At 74.7% G+C, this 20,009-nt stretch carries 14 protein-coding genes; 5 read left to right on the top strand and 9 right to left on the bottom strand.

From position 1 onward, the window contains the following. Nucleotides 1-37: 37 nt before the first annotated feature. The 3 genes from AC3ET3_RS04100 to AC3ET3_RS04090 all read left to right on the top strand — a co-directional run bounded on the left by AC3ET3_RS04100 (nucleotide 38) and on the right by AC3ET3_RS04090 (nucleotide 4,488). Entirely contained in the window at nucleotides 38-994 is a 957-nt protein-coding gene (locus tag AC3ET3_RS04100; RefSeq protein WP_435611642.1) for a hypothetical protein, read from the top strand. Then, nucleotides 991-2,106, top strand: a complete 1,116-nt coding sequence (locus AC3ET3_RS04095) for a P-loop NTPase family protein (RefSeq protein WP_435611641.1) — start codon at nucleotides 991-993, stop codon at nucleotides 2,104-2,106. Before AC3ET3_RS04100 ends, AC3ET3_RS04095 begins: the two co-directional genes overlap by 4 nt. A gap of 96 nt (nucleotides 2,107-2,202) precedes the next feature. Beyond that, entirely contained in the window at nucleotides 2,203-4,488 is a 2,286-nt protein-coding gene (locus AC3ET3_RS04090) for a hypothetical protein (protein ID WP_432139296.1), read from the top strand. Here AC3ET3_RS04090 and AC3ET3_RS04085 read toward each other — a convergent pair. The 3 genes from AC3ET3_RS04085 to fxsA form a co-directional block, all read right to left on the bottom strand. After that, nucleotides 4,466-5,491: a hypothetical protein gene (locus AC3ET3_RS04085; protein ID WP_432139297.1), complete on the bottom strand. Its 1,026-nt coding sequence runs from the start codon at nucleotides 5,489-5,491 to the stop codon at nucleotides 4,466-4,468. The two genes, AC3ET3_RS04090 and AC3ET3_RS04085, sit on opposite strands and share 23 nt — an antisense overlap. 65 nt (nucleotides 5,492-5,556) lie before the next feature. Beyond that, entirely contained in the window at nucleotides 5,557-9,294 is a 3,738-nt protein-coding gene (fxsT, locus tag AC3ET3_RS04080) for an FxSxx-COOH system tetratricopeptide repeat protein (RefSeq protein ID WP_435611640.1), read from the bottom strand. Nucleotides 9,295-9,550: 256 nt separating this feature from the next. Then, nucleotides 9,551-9,775 (bottom strand): FxSxx-COOH cyclophane-containing RiPP peptide, encoded by a 225-nt coding sequence (gene fxsA, locus AC3ET3_RS04075; RefSeq protein WP_432139203.1) that lies wholly within the window; start codon nucleotides 9,773-9,775, stop codon nucleotides 9,551-9,553. A gap of 243 nt (nucleotides 9,776-10,018) precedes the next feature. Between fxsA and AC3ET3_RS04070 the strand changes: the two genes are divergently transcribed. Next, nucleotides 10,019-11,494 carry an FxsB family cyclophane-forming radical SAM/SPASM peptide maturase gene (locus AC3ET3_RS04070; protein ID WP_432157913.1) on the top strand — a complete coding sequence of 492 codons (1,476 nt, stop codon included), beginning with the start codon at nucleotides 10,019-10,021 and terminating at the stop codon, nucleotides 11,492-11,494. After that, nucleotides 11,491-12,873: an HEXXH motif domain-containing protein gene (locus tag AC3ET3_RS04065; RefSeq protein WP_432139205.1), complete on the top strand. Its 1,383-nt coding sequence runs from the start codon at nucleotides 11,491-11,493 to the stop codon at nucleotides 12,871-12,873. The genes AC3ET3_RS04070 and AC3ET3_RS04065 overlap by 4 nt, the downstream gene beginning before the upstream one ends. A 72-nt stretch (nucleotides 12,874-12,945) precedes the next feature. Here the strand turns inward: AC3ET3_RS04065 and AC3ET3_RS04060 are convergent, their stop codons facing one another. The 6 genes from AC3ET3_RS04060 to AC3ET3_RS04035 form a co-directional block, all read right to left on the bottom strand. Then, nucleotides 12,946-14,514, bottom strand: coding sequence for a hypothetical protein (locus AC3ET3_RS04060; protein WP_435611638.1), 1,569 nt, complete (start codon nucleotides 14,512-14,514; stop codon nucleotides 12,946-12,948). After that, complete coding sequence (grrM, locus tag AC3ET3_RS04055; RefSeq protein WP_435611637.1) at nucleotides 14,511-15,665, bottom strand: cyclophane-forming radical SAM/SPASM peptide maturase GrrM/OscB; 1,155 nt, start codon at nucleotides 15,663-15,665, stop codon at nucleotides 14,511-14,513. The genes AC3ET3_RS04060 and grrM overlap by 4 nt, the downstream gene beginning before the upstream one ends. Continuing rightward, nucleotides 15,662-16,525, bottom strand: coding sequence for a hypothetical protein (locus AC3ET3_RS04050; protein WP_435611636.1), 864 nt, complete (start codon nucleotides 16,523-16,525; stop codon nucleotides 15,662-15,664). Before AC3ET3_RS04050 ends, grrM begins: the two co-directional genes overlap by 4 nt. A gap of 68 nt (nucleotides 16,526-16,593) precedes the next feature. Further along, complete coding sequence (locus tag AC3ET3_RS04045) at nucleotides 16,594-16,791, bottom strand: hypothetical protein (RefSeq protein ID WP_432139209.1); 198 nt, start codon at nucleotides 16,789-16,791, stop codon at nucleotides 16,594-16,596. A gap of 120 nt (nucleotides 16,792-16,911) precedes the next feature. Further along, nucleotides 16,912-17,928, bottom strand: coding sequence for an amidohydrolase family protein (locus AC3ET3_RS04040; protein ID WP_432139210.1), 1,017 nt, complete (start codon nucleotides 17,926-17,928; stop codon nucleotides 16,912-16,914). A 354-nt stretch (nucleotides 17,929-18,282) separates the two neighbouring features. Then, nucleotides 18,283-19,965, bottom strand: coding sequence for an SWIM zinc finger family protein (locus tag AC3ET3_RS04035; protein WP_435611634.1), 1,683 nt, complete (start codon nucleotides 19,963-19,965; stop codon nucleotides 18,283-18,285). Nucleotides 19,966-20,009 lie beyond the last annotated feature (44 nt).

Raw genomic sequence — 20,009 nt, 5'->3', positions numbered from 1 at the left:
AGACACCGGTTCACGGTGGCCGAACGGGGAGAGGCGTATGAGGCAGCGGAGGGGACACGGTCGGCAGCGACCCGGGCACGGCGCCCGTTCGCCGGGGACCCGGCGCGGAACACGCGCCGGGTCCCCGGCCGCGCGCGGGCCGCGCCGGTCCGCCGCCGCGCTGACGACGGCCTGCGGGGCGGCGCTGCTGCTGGCCGCGGCCGCCCCGGTGGCGGCCGCGCCGGGCGCCGCCGACGAGCGGGACGTCCAGCTGGTGTACTGCCTGGGCCCCGCCCACCGCGCGGACCTGGTGGCCGCGGGGGTCCGGCTGGGTCTGCTGCGGCCGGGCAGCGGCGCGGCCGGGCCCGGGGTGCGGCGCGCGGCCTCCGACGGGCGGCTGACGGTGGAGGACTGGGCGGATCGGCACGGCAAGGAGTTCGCCCGCGCCTGTTCCGCACTGATGGCCGCCGACTCCGAGGCCCCGGCGCCCGCGGCCGACAAGGGCGGCGACGGCTGGCTGGCGACGTTCGGCACCGCCCTGCTGCTGTCGGCCGCCGGTGCGCTGATCACCCTCGGCGGCCAGTTGTCGGAGCGGATCGCCTCCGAGCGGCGGGAGCTGCGGCGTCGGCTGGTCGCGGAAGAGGCCGCGTTCCGGTCGGCGGCGCGCGCCTACCTGACCGGGTACGAGAACAACCCGCGGACCGACCACACGGCGGTCCGCGAGGCCCGCGAGGCGCTGGCCGCCGGCCTGTTCCGGGTGCCCGGTCCGGCGGCCCGGCGGCGCGCCGCGCGACAGGTCGCCGAGGGGCTGCCGCTGGCCCGCCCGCTGCCCGCCGCCCGGGATGGCGCGGTGCTCGGCACGGACGCCCGCGCCGAGGAGGCGCGCACCGCCGGCCGGGCGGTCGACGTCGTGCCCGGTTCCGTGGCGGAGCTGGACCGCGCGCCGGGGTACTGGGCGCTGCGCACGGTACGAGAAGGGTCCGCCCCGGCCGCGACCCGGGAGGCGGCCGGATGACGCAGTCCGTGCAGACGAACCCCTACGGCGTGCACGTGCCGGGCATCACGTCCCAGCTGGCGTGGCTGGCCCCCGCGCCGTCGGCCCTGGACGACCATCCGCTGGTCCCCTGGGAGGAGCCGAGCCACGCCCGGCAGTGGGTGGGGGTGGACCACGCCGAGGAACAGGTCGCCAAGTTCGAACAGTGCCTGGACCGGCTGCTGCAGGAGGCGATCCTGCCCCAGGCCGACCGGGGGCACGTCGTGGTGGTGACCGGCCCGGTGGGCATGGGGAAGACCACCCTGATCCACCGGTGCGTCCATCTGGTGCGGGAGAGGCTGCGGGCAGCGCGGCAGGGGGAGCACGCGGCGGCGCCGGGCGCCATCCGGCCACCCGATCCGGTGGTGGTGATGACCGGCGGGTACCGCAATCACGCGGACTCCGTCAGCGTGGACGAGCGGGGCCGGTTCGCCACCACCGACGGCATCAACAGCGCCATACGGAGGAAGATCGTGACCGAGCTGGAGCGGCGGTTCGTCGATGCCGTCAAGGGCCGGGTGCCGACCGACGGGGACGTCTTCGAGTCGTTCGCGGAGATCAGCACGGTCCTCGCCGAACAGGACGCGGTGCTGCTGGCCCTCGTCCCGCACATGGGCTGGCGGGACGACATGGGATCGGTGCGCACCGAGTTTCTGCGGAGTTGTGTGAGACACGCGCGCAGCCGGATCGTACTGTTCGTCGAGGTGGGTCACCACGATCCGCAGTCGGCGCACGACGAGGTGATCGCGGTGCTGGGGGACCAGCCCGCGCTCACCCATCTCTCGCTCGGCAGCCTCACCCCGGAGGACACCGTGAAGTTCAGCCAGGCGGCCCGCGGCGGCCACCCCGACCCCGACGCCCCGGTGCCCGAGGCGGACGCGCCCCGCGATCCGGAGGCCTGGCGCCGGTCGGACGTACGGCAGTTACGCAAGATCTGCTTCAGCGTCGCCGAGGAACAGCGCAGCAGACACGGGCGGGTGCGGGTCACCGCCTCCGACCTGCCGGCGCCCACGCCCGACCTGGCGTCGATGGCGCGCGGGCCGTCCGCCCCGATCCCCGTGCCCGCGCAACCCACGCCCCCGCCGGGCTCCTGACCGGCCGCGCGTCACGGTCCCCGCATGCCCTGGACCCGCGTCCCCGCACCGCCCGCCGCTCGGAACGCCGAAACCGGACACACGAGGAGTGCCGTCGTGGCCCCAGACAGTGGAGAGATCTGGCACAGGAACCCGTTCCCGCGCAGCCCCGTCGTGCGTCTGGGGCCGTCGTCCGATCTCGGGGACGCGGCGGTCCGGGGGGCCGACTCGGGCAACGCGCACGTACCGACCCCGCTGGTCACCGAGTTGGAGGGGCTGGTCGACGACTACTTCGCGCCGCCCAGCACGGGTGGCCGGCGCGGCCTGGCCGTCGCCCTGGTGGGCGAGTTCGGCCTGGGCAAGAGCCACGCGCTGCGCAAGGCGTACCAGAGCGTGCGCGCGGGGCATCCGGAAGCGGCGATGTGGATCGTGGACGAGCCCGCGCAGAACATGGGGCGGCTCTACCGCCACCGGCTGCGCGGCCCGGCCGCCAGCCCGCAGGGCCGCCAGGCGTTCGAGGAACTGGTGCGGGACTACTACGCGTACGTCACGGCCGGCTGGGTGGGAGCCCAGGAGGACGATCCCCGCCAGGAGACGCTGCGGGAGATCGCGGCGGGACTGCGCGACCGCACGCTCGACCCGGACAAGGTGGTCTCGGCGCTGCGCTACGACCCCGAGGTGATCCACGCCGATCTGCGCGGCACCCTGAACGAGGTGACCGAGCACCGCGGCTTCGCGACCGCGCTGGCGCTGCTGCTGGAGCCGCCGTTCAAGCGGATGGTGTGGCAGTGGCTGGGTGGGGACGAGCCCGCGGAGCCGCTGCGCGAACGCGGCGTCACCGAGCCCATCGGGCCGTCCCCGGACCGGGGGGACACCGCCGCCGGCATCGACCGGGTGTTCGACGCGCTGGCCGTGCAGGGCTTTCTGCACGGCCGGGTCGACGCACCGTACGTACTGCTCCTGGACTCCCTGGAGAAGGTGCTGGGCTGGCCGGAGGAGACCCGGCGCACCTTCATGGACGCATTCGAACGGCTCGTCAACGTCTACACGAGCCACGGCGGGCTGCTGGTGTTCTGCACCTCGGCGGACGGGCTGCGGGCCCTGCGGTCGAGCGTGCACGAGCGGGTGCTGGAGCTGTGGGCGGGCGGGCTGGACGCGGAACGCACCCGCGAGCTGGTGGCCGGCTACCTCGGCGCCGACGCCGCGGCGGCCGACGGGGCGCGGCCCGCCACCGGGCCGTTCGACGAGGAGGCTCTGGGGCTGCTGCACGAGCTGGCCGAGGGGGTGCCCCGCCAGGTGCTCAAGACCTGCCGGGAAGCCTGGCGGCTCAGCGAGGACGGGCACGGCGCGGTGCGCGAGGTGTCCGGGGCCACGGTGCTGTCGGCGGTGCGGCAGTTGCACGAGCGGGTGACGTACCGTCAGGTGGTCAACGAGGTCCACGAGGCGCTGGACCTCGGGCAGTGGCGGATCGCCTCCCGCGATCCGGTGCCGTCCCGGCTGTCGCGCTCGCCCGGCAACCGCGAGGAGGTCGTGTACTGGCTGTCGCCCGCGCCCAACACCTATCTGGCGGTGGTCTACGCCCGGTCGGTGCTGCTGGCCGACGACGCCGAGCGGATCACCGCCCTGCTGCACGGACTGCGCAGCGCGGTGCGCCCGGGGCGGTTCGAGGCGCTGCTGGTGGTCAACGGCCTGGTCTCGCACACCATGCAGGACCGGCTCGGCCGGTCCATCGGCTCCCGGCCGCTGGTCTACCGCAAGAGCGGCTTCCCGCAGGCGGTGCACGAGGCGCTGCTGCAGCTGGAGCGGCGGCTGGTGGAGGACCGGCGCGAGAGCGACCTGGTCGAGCTGGGCGAGCGGATGCGCCGTGATCTGGAGCAGCAGACGGCCCACCTCGACGAGGTGCGCCGCACCCTGGCCGGGCTGGTCCTGGACACCCGGTCGGGGGCGACCCCGCCCGTCCCGGCGCCGAGATCGTCCTCGCCCACCGCGTGGGAGCCGCCCGAGGAGGAGCTGCCGGGCCCGGTGGGGCGCCGGTTCCACGACGCGCTGGCCATGCTGGAGGCGGTGACCCGGCGGGTGGCCGGCCGGAGCGTGGCCCGCAGCTCGGCCACGTCCGCGGCGGAGCTGAGCGTCCTCGGCTGCGCCACGCTGGTGCGGGTGCTGACGGAGCAGTTCCGGGGGGCCGTCGCGACGTGGACGGCCGCGACGGCGGACGGCGGGCCGACCGAGGGCCAGCTCGGCGAACTGCGCCGGATCTGCCGGGAGTACGAGTGCGCCGTCGAGGTGCTGCCGGTGCATCTGCTGGGCGGTGCCGGACAGGCCCGTCCGCTGACGCCAGCCGGCACCGTCGAGGGGCTGGCCGAGGAGGTGTGGGGGACGCTCAGCGCGGCGGCGGCGGTGTGATGCCCCGCACCACCTCGGCGAGGGCGGTCAGGCGCCGCTCGGCGTGGTCGACCTGCCGCTGGTCGAGGGTGACGCCGAGGACGAAGGAGCGGGGCGAGGTCCACAGCACGTACACGGCGCCCTCCTGGACGTCGAGGACCAGCCGGTCGAGGGAGGCGCGGCCAGTGACGGGCGGGGCGACGAGACCGATCGCGTCGGTGAGGCGCGCCAGGTGTCCGCGCAGCCCGCGGGACAGGTCTCGGTAGGCGGTGCGCCGGGTGCGCACGCTGACGTCGATGAAGCGCGGGCCGAGGAGGTCGTCCTCGAAGACGTCGCCGACGCAGACCAGGGACCAGTCGTGGTAGTAGGCCGCGTAGTGCAGGTCGGTGGTGTTCAGGCACTGCCGCCACAGGTCGCGCAGCCGCTGTTCGTAGGCGGTGTCGGTGGCGGCGGCGATGCCCAGGTCGATGCGCGGGCCGGTGGGGCGGGCCTCCCGTGCCGGGGGGCCGGACGGGTGGGGCCGGGCCCCGACGTCACCGCCGAGGAGTTCGTCCGGCAGCGAGTGCACCTCGGTGCGGATGCGGCCGACGAGGCGGTTCATCGCGGCGTCCATCTCGGGCACGCCGTCGGGGCCGTCGACCGCCGCCGCGAGGAACTCGTTGGGCCGGGCCCGGCCGCCCCACAGTCCGCCGCGCGGGTTGGCCAGCACGGTGCGCATCAGCTCACCGGTGCCCAGCGGGCGCAGCACGCCGCCCAGGTCCGTGGCGCACAGCAGCAGCCGGCTGCCGGGCAGCGCCTCGTTGAGGGTGTCGTCGCCGGCCTCGGTGAGCAGGGCGCTGAGCGGGGCCCGGGGCCGGCGCAGGACGGCGAAGTCGAGGATGCCGTTGCTGTAGTGGCACAGGGAGCGTACGGACGGTGCCGAGGCCACCGTCTCCTCGCACAGCGCGGTGATCCGGCCGTGCCGTTTGACGGTCCAGTGGGACTCCTTCAGCGTCTCGGTGCGCTGGTCCGCGGGTGCTGCCACAGGTGCTCGCCTCTCGGTGGGGTCGCTGCGGCGCCGGCCGGGCGGGCCGGCCGGCGCCGCGGTGGTCACGACGGCAGTTCCAGGTCGATGTCGTAGCCCGAGGGCGGCAGCCCTCGGCCGGCGGCGGTGTCGGCGGCGCCCGCGAGCCGGTCGAGGTGGGCGCGCACCCGGCGTCCGTCGGGCCGGTCGGCGATCCCGAGGTCGCGCAGCCGGGCCAGCGCGGCCCGCCCGAACGCCGCGGCCTCCTCGGTGTGGCCGGCCTCGGCGAGGGTGACGGACAGGGAGTGCTCCGCCGCCGCGACCCAGGGGTGGGCCCGGCCCACCTTGTGGGTGAGGAGGTTGACGGCGCTGCGGCCGACCTCCTCGGCCAGCCGCAGCCGGCCCGTGGCGCGCAGGTAGACCCCGTGCCGCACCTGGCACACCCCGGTGTACGGATGGCCCGCGCCGAACAGCCGGGCGAGGGTGTCCCCGCACCGGCGGGCGTGCTGCTCGGCCTCCTCGGACTTGCCGAGGGCGTGCAGGTCGGCGGCGTAGCTGAACTGGCAGCGGAGGGTGTCGTAGCGGTCGGCGCCGAACCGGCCGACGTAGGTGTTCAGCGCCCGCAGGTCCCGTTCGTGGGCGAGTTCGAAGCCGTAGCGGGGGTCTCTGACGGCGGGGAAGCCGTCGGCGAGGCGGCGTTCGCTGACCGCGAGGCCCACCTCGGTCCACAGGCGCACGCCGGTGAAGGCGTCGCCCAGCCTGCGCAGCCGCCGGCGCAGCAGGTCGCGGGCTTCGCCGTCGCGCCCGACGCAGCGGTAGAGGTAGGCGAGCAGGTCCGCGGAGCTCCAGGCGACCGGGTCGTCGGGGCCGCCGACGGACTGCCGGTAGCGGAAGCGCCGCTGCAGCCGGGTCAGGGCCGAGGAGACGCGGCCGGTGAGCGCCTCGGTGAAGGCGAGGTTGTGCTCCACCTGGAGAGTGGCCGGGTGTTTCGGGCCCAGCAGCAGCGTCAGTCCCTCCAGGGCGGGGCGCAGTTCGAGCAGCGCGTCCTCGAACCGGCCCAGGGCGAGGAGGGTCGCGGCGTAGGAGTCGGCGGACAGCAGGGTGCGCGGGTGGGTGATGCCGAGGAGCCGGCGGTGGCCGCGCAGGGCCTCCTGGGCGAGTTCGCGGGAGAGGTCGTAGGCGCCGCGCAGCCGGTGGGCGCGGGCGGTGAAGTTGAGCAGGCGCAGGTACTCGGGCGACTGCTCGTCGTCGTCGGCCCGCCACCGCTCGCGGGCCCGGGCGGCGATGTCCAGGAGGCGGTCGAGGTCGGCGGGCTCGGCGCGGGCGCCGAGGGCGCTCAGGTGCCGCAGCAGCGAGCGGCGCACCCGGGGCCGGGGGTCCTCCCACAGGCGCAGCGAGTACACCTCGCGAGCCCAGTCGGCGGGCAGGTCCGCCTTCTCCTGCGGGGTGTACTCGGCGAGGACGCCCCGCAGGACGGTCTCGACGTAGGTCCGGTCGTCCGGGTCCATGCGGGCGCGGATCACGTCGCGCAGTCCGTGGTGCTGGGCGAGCGGCTGCTGCACGCGGTCGAAGTCGACGTCGAGCAGGCCGACCTGGCCGAGGCTCCACAGGGCGACGCTGACCATGTGCTCGTCGGGCAGCTGGACGTCGTCGGGCGGACGGACGGTGGCCGGGCGCCGGTCGGCGTCGTCGTCGCGGGCCAGCTCGGACAGGATGCGCCGGGAGCGCAGCAGTTCCAGGCCCATGCCGCGGCCGGTGAGCAGGGAGGCGGCGTCCAGCAGCCAGCCGAGGGCGTCGCCGTCGGGGCTCTCGGCGCGCCAGGCGGCGGCGCCCGCGGTTCCCTGGGCGAACCGCCGGGCGACCTGGACCATCACCTCGACCGCGGACGCCGACTCGCTGGTGCGCAGCAGTTCGGTCTTGCCGGCGCGGTGTTCGGCGAGCACGTCCCGCACGGCGGCGCGGACGGCGGCCTCCGGGGTGAGGTGGTCCTCGCGGCGGTGTGAGGCGGTGCGCTCGGCGAGGCAGCAGGCGGCGAGGTGCAGCGCGTGGGGGACGAAGTCGACGACGGCTGCGATCTGGCCGGCCTGCCGGGCGGTGATCTCCGGGACCCGGTCGGCGAGCAGCGCACGGCTCTCGTCGGCGGTCATGGGGGGCATCGCGAGCGGTGCCAGATACGGCGGTCTTCCGTCGGCCGCGACGTGTGCGCCGGGTGCGCCGCTCTGAGACGGCGGTCTGCCGTCGGCCGCGGCGACCGCGCCGGGTGCGTTCTCCGGCTCCGGCGCCGCCCGGCTGGTGATCAGGACGTGGCCGTGCTCGTGCGGGACGGGCAGCAGGCCGCGCAGGTCGGCGGGGTCGCCGGCGCCGTCGTAGACGAGGAGCCAGCGGGCGGGTTCGCCGTCGGGGCGGGACAGGCGGGTCAGCAGCCGGGAGACGGTCTGAGCGGGCGGGGTGTCGAGCCGGCCCTCGGTGGAGCCGAGCTGCCCGGCCAGCCGGACCAGGCCGCGTTCGACCCGCTCGCGGTCCCAGGACCGCACCCACCACACCACGTCGTAGCCGGGGCCGGACCGGTGGCACAGCTCGTGGGCGGTCTCGCTCTTGCCCCAGCCGCTGGGGCCGTGCAGGACCAGGCAGGCACCGTCCCGGCCGGCCGCGGCCAGCCGCTCGTCGAGGGTGGCGAGGAGGTCGTCGCGGCCGGTGAAGGAGCTGCTCCGCGCGCCGATGTTGGAGGTCTCCGGGAGGCGCGGGAAGGGGGCGCCCTCGGGTTCGCCGCCGAACGTGGCGGTGGTCAGGCCGAGGCCGGTGAGGAGCAGCCGCAGCGCCTCCTCCTCGCCGGTGTCGCGCAGGTCGATGCGCTCGTGGTGGGCGGCCTCGGTGTTCGGGAAGTCCTCGTCGACGAGGACGATGCGCACGTCGGTGTGGGAGAGGGCGCCGATCTGGGCCAGCAGGGCGTCGTCGGCGTCGTCCGGCGAGAGGAAGAGCAGGGCCGCACCCCGGTCGGGACGTTCCCCGGCATAGGTGTCGGCTCTGCGCAGCTCGGTGCGCACGCCCGCGGCGGCGAGCCGGTCGCGCAGCCAGGCGGCCCAGTGGGCGTGGCGCACGGAGTGGACGACTGTGACGTCGGTGAGCTGCGCGCCGCGGCGGGCGCGCAGCCAGTCCGCGAGCCGCTCGTAGTAGGGGCGCAGGCCGGCCACCGTGCCCGCCTCCTCGGCCTCGACGGCGAGGCTGCGGCTGTCCTGGTACATCGGGTTGTACGGGATCTCCAGCAGCGGGACCTCGCGTGTCCCGGCGGGCCGGCGGAACCGGCGGCGGGCCCGCTCGCGCGCCTCGCGCAGCCGGTCGTGGACGCCGACGTCGCTCTTCAGGCCCAGGGTGAGCAGCCGTGCGGGCGGCTCGGCGCGGTGGGCGGCCAGGTCCTCGGCGAGGGCGGCGGCGCCGTCGATGGACCAGGCGGTCATCGCGAAGCAGAAGACCAGCGAGTCGGCGAGGGCGGCCACCCGCACCGGTTCGGCGGGGTCGGTGGTGTCCGGCACCGGGGCCTCGATCAGGACGTGGTCGTACGCCCGGACGGCCGGGTCGCCGGCGAGCGCGGCGAGGGCGGGGCCGCCGGCGGCGGCGGTACGCACCCGCCCGGGCTCCGGCGGGGGCAGCGGCCGCGGGTCGGCAGCGCGGTCGCGGGTGCGGCCGTCGACGAGGAGAACGCTGCGGCCGGCCTCGGCGAGGATGTCGGCCGTGTTGCGCAGGGTGGTGCTCAGGCCGAGGTTCCCGGAGGTCGCGAGGAAGACCGCGAACGGGCCGGGGCGGTCGGGTGAGTTGGCGTCTGACATAGCCTCTCCGCTCAGCGCGGCGCGACGGGGGACGGTGACACGAGGGGTGCCGGCCGGACGCGAGGAGCCCGCACAACACCCCCACCAAGCCGGACAATCCGGGCGCTCGGCGCCGTCAGTATAGAGAGAGCGCCGGGCCGCGTCCCGCGCTTCCCCGCGATGCGCCCTCTCCCGCGCCGCACGGCGGCGCGCTCAGCCGTACGCCCGCTTTCGCGCCGCACGACGGCACGCTCCGCGAGGCACTGCGCCCCGCGGCTCACGGCGGGGTGCTCTCCTTGTGCCCCGCGACGAACGGATCGCCCTCGGCGCAGCTGTCGTACACCCGGCGCAGGGTCTCCCCCAGCACCGTGCCCGGCAGGGCGGCGATGTCCTCGGGCGTCAGGGCGGAGATGTCGAGGACCGCCGACTCCACGTCGGGCGCCACGTGCCGGCCCGTTCCCGTGCGCGTGCCGTCCAGGACCGCGCCCTCGTCAACTGTCATCGTGCTCCGCTCCACGGGTCCGGGGACGACATGACAGGTCTGCGGTTTCAGCGTAACGCCGCGGGGCAGCCGTACGGCAGCCGTGGGAGTCCGCCAATGGCCGCCAACTGCGCTTCGGGGCACTCCCGTTGGCTCATTAGCGATGTTGACGCTGAACGGACGGCGACCGAATACTGGTCGAACAGAGTGCGCCACCGACCGCGCCCGCCGAGGTCCGCGGCGTACGCCCTCGGGGGGAAGCGGATGAGTCGACCGCCACTGCGTCACGCCGAGCCGCCCTGGCCGCGGACCCTCGACCTGACGGAACGCCAGGCGGCGGGCTGGGCCCCCGCCCCCTTCCACTCCTTCGTACTGAAGGTGCACAGCCGCTGCGACCTGGCCTGCGACTACTGTTACATGTACCGCTCACACGACCGAGGTTGGCGCGACCAGCCGCGCACGATGGCCCCCGGCACCGTCCGGCGGGTCGCCGAACGCGTCGCCGAGCACCTGTCGGCCCACCGGGTGACCGAGGCCGGGGTGGTTCTGCACGGGGGCGAGCCCCTGCTCATGGGCGACGAGGCGCTCACGCACACGGTCCGGACGCTGCGCGAGGCGATGGGCGACCGGGTGCGGCTACGGCTGACGCTGCAGACGAACGGCATGCGCCTCACGGAGGAACGGCTGGCGCTGTGCGCCGAGTTGGGCCTGCGCGTCGGGGTGAGCACCGACGGCGGCCGCGCCGCCCACGACCGGCACCGGCGGCGCGCCGACGGGCGCGGCAGCCACGCCCGGGTGAACGCGGCCCTGGAACTGCTGGCGAGCGACCGCCACCGCCACCTGTACGGCGGCCTGCTGTGCACGGTCGACCTGCGCAACGACCCGGTGCGCACCTACGAGGACCTGCTCGCCCACCGCCCCCCGGTCGTCGACTTCCTGCTGCCGCTGGGCACCTGGCACACCCCGCCGCCCGGCCTGGACCCCACCGGCCGGCGGACCCCGTACGCGGACTGGCTGTGGGCGGTCTTCGAGCGCTGGTACACGGCACCGGTCAAGGAGACCGGGATACGGCTCCTGGACGACCTGATGGCCCTGCTGCTCGGCGCCGCGCCGGTCACGGAGTCGCTGGGCCTGTCCCCCGTGCGCTACGCGGTGGTGGACACGGACGGCTCCCTCACCCAGGACGACGCGCTGCGCACGGCCTACGACGGTGCCGCCACCACCGGCCTCGACGTGTGGCGCCACTCCTTCGACGCGCTGCTGCTGCACCCCGGCGTCGCCGCCCGCCAGTGGGGGGCCGACGCACTGTGCGACCGCTGCCGGGCGTGCCCCGAGCACCGGGTGTGCGGTGCCGGACACTACGCCACCCGCTACCGCCCCGCCACCGGCTTCGCCAACCCCAGCGTGTACTGCGCCGACCTGGCGGAACTGATCCGCCGGGTCCGGGGACGGCTGCGCTCGGACCTGACGCGGGCGACGGGACGCGACGGCGAGCCGAGCACGGCGTCTGCGGCTGGAGCCGGGTCCGGGGCCTGGTCCGAGCCGGGGTCTGGGGCTGGGCCTGGGTCTGGGTCTGAATCTGTCTGCGGGTCTGGGTGCGGGTCGGTGCTGCCTGTGCCCGGGTCGGGCGCTCCGTCCGGGTCTGCGTCTGGGTCTGCGTCTGCGTCTGTGTCCGGCTGCGGGTCTGCGTCCGGCTCCGGGTCTGCGGGCTCCGGGTCTGCGTCTGTGGAGGTGGGATGACGCCTGTGCCGCACCGTATGCCGGGCGAGATGTTCGACGCGGTCGCCGCGGGCGGTGGCGGGGCCGGAGCCCTTCGGCTCCTGGCCCGAGCGGAGCACAGCAGGCGCCTGGCCTGCGCCTACGCGGTGACACTCACCGCCCGCGCCGCCGGTGGCGTGGTGGCCGAGCGCACCGCCCGCGCGTGGGAGCTGCTGACCGCCGCCAACCGTGAGGCCCCCTCCGCGACGGCGGCCACGCTGACCCATCCGTCCACGGGCCCCGCCCTGTTCGGCCTGCTGGCCCGGCTGATGCGCGAGGACGGACCGGACGAGCCGCCGGTGCGCTGGTTCACCGCGCTGGCCGCCTCGGCGGCGGTCCGCGCGGGACTGCCGGGAGAGGTCGAGTGGCCGGTGGACGGCCCCTGGGTCGCGCTGCCGTCACTGGGCCGGGCCCACTTCCCCGGCGCCGCCCCCGATGACCTGGCACGGGTACGGATCGACACCGACGGCCGCGCCCTGATCACCCTGACCGACCGCCCCGACGGCATCCGCGGCTTCCGTGCGGACGGCCCGGTGCGGATACCGCCGCCCGGGGAGGCGTACGGCACCACCGGCCCCTGGCAGGGCGCCCACCTGCTGACCGACCTGGGCGAAGGCACACCGCTCCTCCTCGACGTCATGGACCGGCCGTACTTCCCGAACGCCGCCCCCCACCCGGAGAGCCTCGGCCCCGATGAGGTGCGGTACTGGACGGCGGTGGCCCGCGAAGCGTGCGCGCTGCTGCGCACCGACCATCCGGAGGTGTACGAGGAGCTGGCGGCCGGCCCCCGGCTGCTGGTGCCGCTGGTGAACCGCGGCAGGGGGCAGGCCAGCGGCAGCAGCGCGGAGGCGTTCGGCTGTGTCGCCCTGTCCCGCCCGGAGAACGCGACCCAGTTCGCGGCGACCCTGGCCCACGAGATGCAGCACAACAAACTGGCGGCGCTGCTGCACCTGTTCGACCTGCTCGAACCCGACGGCTCCGAGCGCTTCTACGCCCCCTGGCGCCCGGACCCCCGGCCCCTGCTCGGACTCTTGCACGGCGCCTACGCGCACCTCGGCGTGGCCAGGTTCTGGAACCGCCGCCGGGAGACCGAGCCGGCCCCGGGGCCGCGCGCCGCCGCGCACGTCCAGTTCGCTCGCTGGAGTCTGGCCGCGCACGAGGCGACCCTCGTCATCCTGGCCTCGGACCGCCTGACCGGCCTCGGCCGCCGCTTCGCCGAGCAGATGCTCACCACGCTGGACGGCCTGTGCCGCCTGCCGGTTCCGGCCCCGGCCCTGCACCGCGCCCGCTCGGCGGCCCTCGCCCACCGCACGGCCTGGCACGACCGGAACGGCGGCGTCGGGCGAGTGCTGCCGGTGTGAGACACCGGGGCACACCCGCCCTCGCGGAGCACGCTCTCACGATCAACGCAGGGCTCGCCGCCCCGCGCCGGATCACCCGTGGAGCCTCACCGTCCGGCCCCACCCGGCGAGTGCGCTCAGGGCGAAGCAGAGGTGAGGGCGTCCCGACCCGCCGGCCTGTGCGCGTGCCAACTCGCCCACCAGGGCGGGGTCCAGCAGCGGGGCCAGCGCCGAGGCGTCGGCGGCGGCCAGACCCTCCAGCAGCGCGCTCGGGGTGCGCAGCGGCGTCTGGTCGGCGTAGAACGGCGTGTCCGGCAGGGCGGGCCCCCGCAGCCAGTAGCGGAGCGGCGGGCGGGGGGAGGTCACGGCGCCGTAGCGCTCCTCCGGATAGCGCAGCAGCGCCGGGAACAGCCGGCCGATGGCCCAGCGGTGCCAGCGGTCGCCCAGCTTCCAGCTCCGGGGCAGGCTCTGCACGGCGTCGCTCCAGCCGGGGGCGAGCAGGGGCGCCCGCCAGCTGACGAAGGTGGTGACGGCCGCCAGGTTGGCGGCGATCTTGCGGTGTCCGTACTGGGTGCGGAAGAACGTGTCCGACGCCGCGAGCAGGGTGCCGCGCCCGGTTTCCCGCGGCAGCGCCGCCCGGATCCGCCCGGCCATCGCCTCCGGCCGCAGGGCTTCCCGGAGTTCGGCCGAGAGCCGGTGCCGCTCGTCCGGCGAGAACGGATCTCCGCCCGCGCGTTCGAGCAGGTAGGTGGCGGCCTCGGCGGCGGGACGCGCGGCCCGGGGCCAGGCGTGGCTCCCCGGGGTGGGCAGGTGGTGGGCCCTGGCCAGCTCACCGTGGTAGCCGAAGAGCACCGGCTCGGTGCGGGCGGCTTCGGCGACGTGGGCCATGCCCGCCCAGTTGCTGATCGGCAGGAGTCCGTCCGTCGCCGCCGTGATCCGGTCGGCGCCGGTCACGAGCGCGGACTCGGACACCGTGCAGGCGTCGTGGCGCAGCCCGAAGTCCCTGGCGATCGCCAGGGCGACCGTACGGTCGAACGAGCCGGCGACGCCCGAGATCAGCAGACACGGCCTGATCCCGTCGGCGAGCAGGGCGGCGAGCAGCAGCCGGGCGTCGAGGCCACCGGACATCGACAGGGTGCAGGGCGTCCGTGCCGCGTCCCGTACCGCCGTGCGCAGTGCGGTGAGGGCGGTACGTGCAGCCGCTCTCGGGGGCTCCGGCTCGCGGGGCCGCGGCGGCACGACCAGCAGGCAGGGGCGCGGCGGGGCCAGGGTCAGTACGGCCCCCGCCGGAACCCGGCGGACGTCGCGGTCCAGCGTGGCGTCGCCCAGCGGATGACCGTGCACCAGGTGGTCGGCCAGGGCCGCGGCGTTCCAGCGTGGTGCGCGGCGCGCGAGGCCGAGCACGTCCGTCACGCTCGCCCCGTGGGCCGCGCTCCCGGCGGCGGTGTCGTAATAGTGGGCCACGGCCCCCGACCGGGAGGTCACGACCACCTCCCGGTCCGGGAACGCGGCGGTGGCGGCGAAGTGTCCCGGCAGGTCCACGAGGGAGGCGGCGGCGCGGGAGGCGTCGGCCGGTCCGGCGGCGAAGGCGCGGCGGACGGCGGCCTCGGTGCCCGGCGGGCAGTCGCCGCGGACGGTGATCCGAGGAACCGGCTCGCTCACCGGCTCGCCGTTTCGAGGCCGTCCAGTTCGAGGCCGTCCAGCACGACGTCGGCGACGGCCATGACACCGAGTGAGCAGAACGCCGTGCTGGTGGCGGCCATGTCCGCCCGCTCCGCCCACTTGTTCGCCGGAGCGCCCCCGCCGCACACCGCGTAGTAGGCGCAGGTGCGTTCACAGGCGGCCCGGCCCCGCTCGATGTCCGAGGCGAGCAGCCGGAAGGTGTCCGGCCAGCGGTCGAAGCGGAACCCCGGGTCGGTCACCCGGCCCGCCGTGAAGTCCCCGTACCGTGCGCTCGTCCAGCCGTACAGCTCCGGGGAGAACGACGACACACGGCCGTCGGCTCCCACCGTGACGATCGACAGCGGTTCGTTCTGCGTGTTGCGCACGGGCAGGGCGTGGTGCAGGACGTGCCGCCGCATCGCCGCGAACTCGCGCACCTCGACGCCCGTCCGCTCCGACCAGCGCGCGACGCGGCGCAGGAAGGCCCGGTACTCCCGCTCGAAGCCGTCGGCCCGGTGCAGGGCGGAGTCGTTGCCCCCTTCGGTCTCCTCGGGGTTCAGTCCCAGCGATCGGGGGGCGAGCTCCGCCATGAAGTCCAGGTAGGCCCCGGTGTGGGCGAGCGTGACCGGGGTGATGACGGAGATGACGTCGTAGGGCAGCCCCGCCTGCACCAGGTGGCGGGTGCCCTTGAGGGCGCGTGCCAGGGTGCCCGCCCCGCCGCGGGTGCGCCGGTAGGCGTCGTGCACCTGCGCGGGGCCGTCCAGGCTGACGCCCACCCGCACCTCCTCCCGCCGCAGGAAGTCCGCCCACCCGCCGTCGAGCAGCAAGCCGTTGGTCTGGAGCGAGAACGACAGGCGGGTCCGGTCCCCGAGGGCTCGCCGCAGCAGGGCGTGGGCCTGCGCGTAGAACGGCCTGGCCACGGTGAGCGGTTCGCCCGCGTGCCAGCGAACCTCCAGCTCCGGTGCGAGCAGACCGCTGTCGGAGAGCGCCTGGGCCGTCGCGCGCACGGTGTCCAGGGGCATCACGGTCCTCGTACGCCGGTCGGGCAGGTAGCAGTACGCGCAGTCGATGTTGCAGAAGCCGGTGGACTGCAGCACCACCTGCCGTATCGGTCCGAGGGCGGGTGGGGTCGCGTGCCGCGGCGGGGTCATCGCGCCTCCCGTACCAGTGGGGCGGCGGTCAGCCGGTTGGCCGTCAGGAACGACACGTCCGGCAGGCCGACGGTGTTGGTGGCGCCGTCGTGCAGGACGTCCTGGGTGTTGACGAGATACGCCTGGCCGGGACGGAGCCGCAGCCGCAGCACCGGGTGGGCGGGGAACGCCGTGAAGAAGGCGTTCTTCAGGGCGTGGCCGGTCTCCGGAACCGCATGGCCTCCCGCGGCGAGCATCAGCATCAGATCCGTCGTGCGGAGATTGACGAAGTGGACGTAGCGGTCGGTGAAGCCCAGGTTGGCCACCGTGAGGAGGAGGGAGCGGTGCCGCTCGGTCAGCGGGAAGTCCTCGTGGTTGTCGAGGTGCAGCCCCATGAACGTGCGCCGCTCGTAGTTGTACGCGGTCGAGACGAGGCCGGGACGGTGGACCACGCTGTCGGCGGCCCCCTGACGCGTACTGCGTGCGCCGACACGACGTCCGACGGCGTCCAGCACGCGTTCCCGCACCCGTTCGAGGACCGAGCCGCGCCGCGCCGCATGCTCGTCGACGTCGCCTTCGCCGGCGTCGCCTTCGCCGGCGGCTGCGAGCACGGGCAGCAGTGCGTCGCGGCACGCCTCCAGCGCGTCGGCGTCCAGGCCGAGCACGGTCAGCATCCGGTTCAGCGGGGTGGCCGGGGCGGGGGCGAGCAACTCCCGCTCGGCCGGGGTGAGGTGACGCCAGTCGTCCCGGGGGACGACGGCCGTCGGGTCCGCCGCGGCCCCGATGACGTCGGTCAGCCGCCGGATACCCGAACAGATCATGACGTCCGACGGATCGAAGGCATCACTGCGAACGGAGAGGGTGACACCGGTTTTCAGCATGCGGACTCCGGCTCTGCGAGGCCCGGGGCCGCGCCGGGCGCGGCCCCGGGAGACGGATCGATGGGAGGTCAGTCGCCCCAGGTCGAGTACCCGGAGAGACAGGAGCCGCGGCTCGCGGCCGGGTGCGTGGCACGGAGACTCTCGACGCGGTCCGTCACACTCCTGACCTCGCCGGTGGACACGGAGACCGACAGGGGGACTTCCGCCGTGTCGGCGACGGCCGCCATCCGCGCGGCCAGGTCGGTGTTGCGTTCGGTCGTGGTCATCTTCAACTCCTCGTGTCGACTTGCCGGTTCGAGGCGAAGTCAACGCGTGCGGCGGCTTCCGCCGAAAGCACCGGACCGGTTCCCATCGGCTTCCGTTCCGCTTCCGTACGGCCGTGTGACTCAGCGGGCCGTGAGGCGTTCCCAGTTGCGGTGCGCGATGTCGGCCTTCTGGTCGTCGGTGAAGGGGGCGTCCTCCAGGAACGACCGGGCGACACCGGCACTGGTGTCGACGAAGGGGAAGCCGGCCGGGCGGAACCCGTAGGTGAAGGGGTAGTCGGTGGAGTACAGCATCCGTTCGGTCCCCACGACCTCCGCCGTCCAGCGGAGGTAGCGGGGGCTGACGGTGCCGCTGCCGGCGACCCAGAAGTTCTGCGTGAAGTAGTCGGCGAGCGGGCGGGCCAGACCGCCGGCGTCGGCGAAGAACCCGGTGTGGTCCAGATAGAAGAGCACGACCTCGCCCCAGTGGCCGGCGATCACCTGGAGCTCGGGGAACCGGTCGAAGACCCCGGAGAAGATCATGCGCAGGTACTGCACGCCCAGGTCGTAGTACCAGCCGATCGCGGGCCCCGCCAGTGCGGTCCCGATGGGACCGATGTCCGAGTAGTAGGCGTCCACCACGGCCTGCACGGGCATCTGCGGGTGGAAGTGCAGCGGGACCCGCAGCCGCTCCGCAGCGGCGTACAACTCGTCGTACCCGGGGTCGTCGGCGAGCTTGGACCCGGTGCGCCCGTAGAGCATGGCGCCGGGGAAGCCCAGTTCGGTCACGGCCCGCTCCAGCTCCGCGGCCGCGGCCGACGGCGACTGCGTGGGGATCGCCGCGAACGCCCGGAACCGGTCGGGCCTGCCGGCGACGATCTCCGCGAGCTGGTCGTTGGTGTCCCGGGCCACGGCGACCGCGTCCGGGCCGGGCAGGTTCTGCACACCCGGTGACGAGACCGACAGCACCGCCACGTCGATCCCCTGGTCGTCCATGTGCGCGAGCCTCGTCTCCGCGGTGTCGCGAAGCCGCCGGGCGACGGGGCTGTCGCCGAACCCCAGGTTCGGCAGCTCCGGCACCCCGGCCCTGGACCACGCTTCCGTGATCGCGGGCACGACGACGTGCTCTTCCAGTGCGGTGATCCGCAGTCGATCGGACATGCCACGCTCCCAAGCTTCTGGTATCAATGGAACCAGATAGAGCGTATCAGTGATATTAACAACGGAAACATTGAAGTACTATCGTCGATATCGCAGATCCGAGCAGAGGCAGGCGCGTCGACAGGGAGGGACGTCGGCAAGAGGAGTGCTGACAAGAGGAGGGGCGAGGGCAGCCGCCGCTACCCGGAGTCCGTCGAGCGTGCGGCTCGCTGCCGCGATCAGCGCCTGCCGGTCGGCCGGGTCGGCCCAGCACTCGAAGGAGTCGCAGAAGGCGCGGATGCCGAGGTGGGCGGCGAGAGTCGCGCGGCCGGGCGGCTCATGCCGCCGGCCGGCGCGGCGGCCCAGGGCGGTCCTTCACAGCCCGTACCGGTCGAGCATGCCCAGCAGCTTCCGCCGGCGTTTCAACTCCGTCCGCAGGTCGGCGAGATACCTGGCGAACACCGGTTCGCTCCCCAAGGCGCGATGGCAATCACGTGCGCCCAGCAGCAGTCGCGTCAGGCGCTCGTAGGCGCGGTCCCCGGTCGGCCCCTTCGACCGCTCGACCAGCCGCAGGTACACGCCGAGCGCCTCGCCCGGACGCGCCTCACGCGACAGGTCGGCGAGCCGCTCCCACTGCCGGTCGTCGGCCCGGTCGGCCGCCTCCCGCCAGGCGGCATCCACATCGCCGTCGTCGAGCAACACGTCGATCAGCACCGGCCCGCCGTACCGGCCACCGCGCTCCTGCCGGGCCTCCTCCCTCAGGACGGTCAGCGCCGCCACCCGCTCGGCGTCCCAACTGCCCGCCGCCCGGGCGGCGGAGCGCACCTGCCGGTAGGCGGCCAGAGACCGCTCGGCACGGAACCGGTCGCGGCGCACCGTGACCGCGTCGGCCGCCCGCCCCGCCGTCGCATACCGGGCGCATACGTAGTCGACCAGACGGCCGTCGATGTACGTCTCGGCGGCGCAGTCCCGCAGCCCCCGCTCCGCCCAGGCGAGTGCCTCGTCCGAGCGGCCCGCCGCTTCCAGTTCCTCTGCGATGTGCAGATGGGTGGCACCGGACGGGTCGAGGTCCCGCGCGTGCAGGGCGACCAGCGCGTCGACGTCGCCCTCAGCCTTGACCAGCCGTTCCATCAGATACCGCGCCGCCCAGCCGGACGGCCTGTGCTGCAGTGCCTCTGTCGCCAGCTGCCGCATACGGGCCAGCCCGCTCTGCCCCAGCACGTCGGCGTAGTCGAGCGGATCCAGGTCGGCCACGTCGTTGCTTCCGTCGAGTACCGTGCCGGCCAGCCACTCGGCCAGCCGCTCCGGATCAGGGTGGGCGACTCGGCAGGCCTCCAGATGGGCCCCGGCCACCGCGGCGGCGGCCTGCCCGACCACACCGTCGGAGTCGTCGATCTCCCCGTACGCCTCCCCCAGCACCCGGATCGCCTCCTCGGCCAGACCGACCGCCTGCGCCGCCTGCCCGTCGGCGGTCACGGCACGCAGCGCGGCAGCCGCCTCGGCCACTTGTCGCGCGTACCCCGCGGCATCGCCGTACTCGACGTACCCGTACCGGGCGAACGGCCGCGGATCGATCAGCGCGATGATCCGGTCCCGGACCACACCGATGTCGGAGCGAGCGGCGGCGGCCCGCAGCTCCCAGCGCCGACGCAGTCCCCGGTCCTCGGCGATCTGCTCCCGCACCAGCGCCAGGAGTTGCTCGCGTGACAGCCCTGAAAGCCACGATTCCAAGCCGGAAGACCGTGCCCGCGCCACGGCCCGCTGCCGCGGAATCGTCTTCGCCCGCCGCAGCACGGTCAACCCGACCGCCACACAGTGCTTGCAGAAGTTGCCCTCCTGCCCGTACGGGCAGTCGCACCATCCTGAGATGCCGTCATCCCCGCCGAGGGTGAGTTCCACCTCGTAGACATCCGTACCGTGCACCACGGCGCTGACCGAGCCCTCCCCCACCTCCAGCCCGCTCACCGCGTCCAGATACCCCAGCCCCCGCTCGAAGGACCGAGCCCCGGCCACCGCCCTCAGATCGTCCTCGCCGAATCCGACCACTTTCCGTGCCACACCGGCATTCAACCGCGGATCGGCAGCTCTTGGAGCGGGTAGGG

The organism is Streptomyces sp. bgisy159 (genome assembly GCF_057707805.1).
Note: the sequence above shows the minus strand (reverse complement) of the source record. Positions and strands in the feature narration are given on the sequence as shown.

Bases quoted from the DNA above. Each gene is read 5' to 3' on its own strand.
- AC3ET3_RS04100 (WP_435611642.1), top strand. From the start codon at position 38: ATGAGGCAGCGGAGGGGACACGGTCGGCAGCGACCCGGGCACGGCGCC.
- AC3ET3_RS04095 (WP_435611641.1), top strand. From the start codon at position 991: ATGACGCAGTCCGTGCAGACGAACCCCTACGGCGTGCACGTGCCGGGC.
- fxsT (WP_435611640.1), bottom strand. From the start codon at position 9,294: ATGTCAGACGCCAACTCACCCGACCGCCCCGGCCCGTTCGCGGTCTTC.
- fxsA (WP_432139203.1), bottom strand. From the start codon at position 9,775: ATGACAGTTGACGAGGGCGCGGTCCTGGACGGCACGCGCACGGGAACG.
- AC3ET3_RS04070 (WP_432157913.1), top strand. From the start codon at position 10,019: ATGAGTCGACCGCCACTGCGTCACGCCGAGCCGCCCTGGCCGCGGACC.
- AC3ET3_RS04065 (WP_432139205.1), top strand. From the start codon at position 11,491: ATGACGCCTGTGCCGCACCGTATGCCGGGCGAGATGTTCGACGCGGTC.
- grrM (WP_435611637.1), bottom strand. From the start codon at position 15,665: ATGACCCCGCCGCGGCACGCGACCCCACCCGCCCTCGGACCGATACGG.
- AC3ET3_RS04050 (WP_435611636.1), bottom strand. From the start codon at position 16,525: ATGCTGAAAACCGGTGTCACCCTCTCCGTTCGCAGTGATGCCTTCGAT.
- AC3ET3_RS04045 (WP_432139209.1), bottom strand. From the start codon at position 16,791: ATGACCACGACCGAACGCAACACCGACCTGGCCGCGCGGATGGCGGCC.
- AC3ET3_RS04040 (WP_432139210.1), bottom strand. From the start codon at position 17,928: ATGTCCGATCGACTGCGGATCACCGCACTGGAAGAGCACGTCGTCGTG.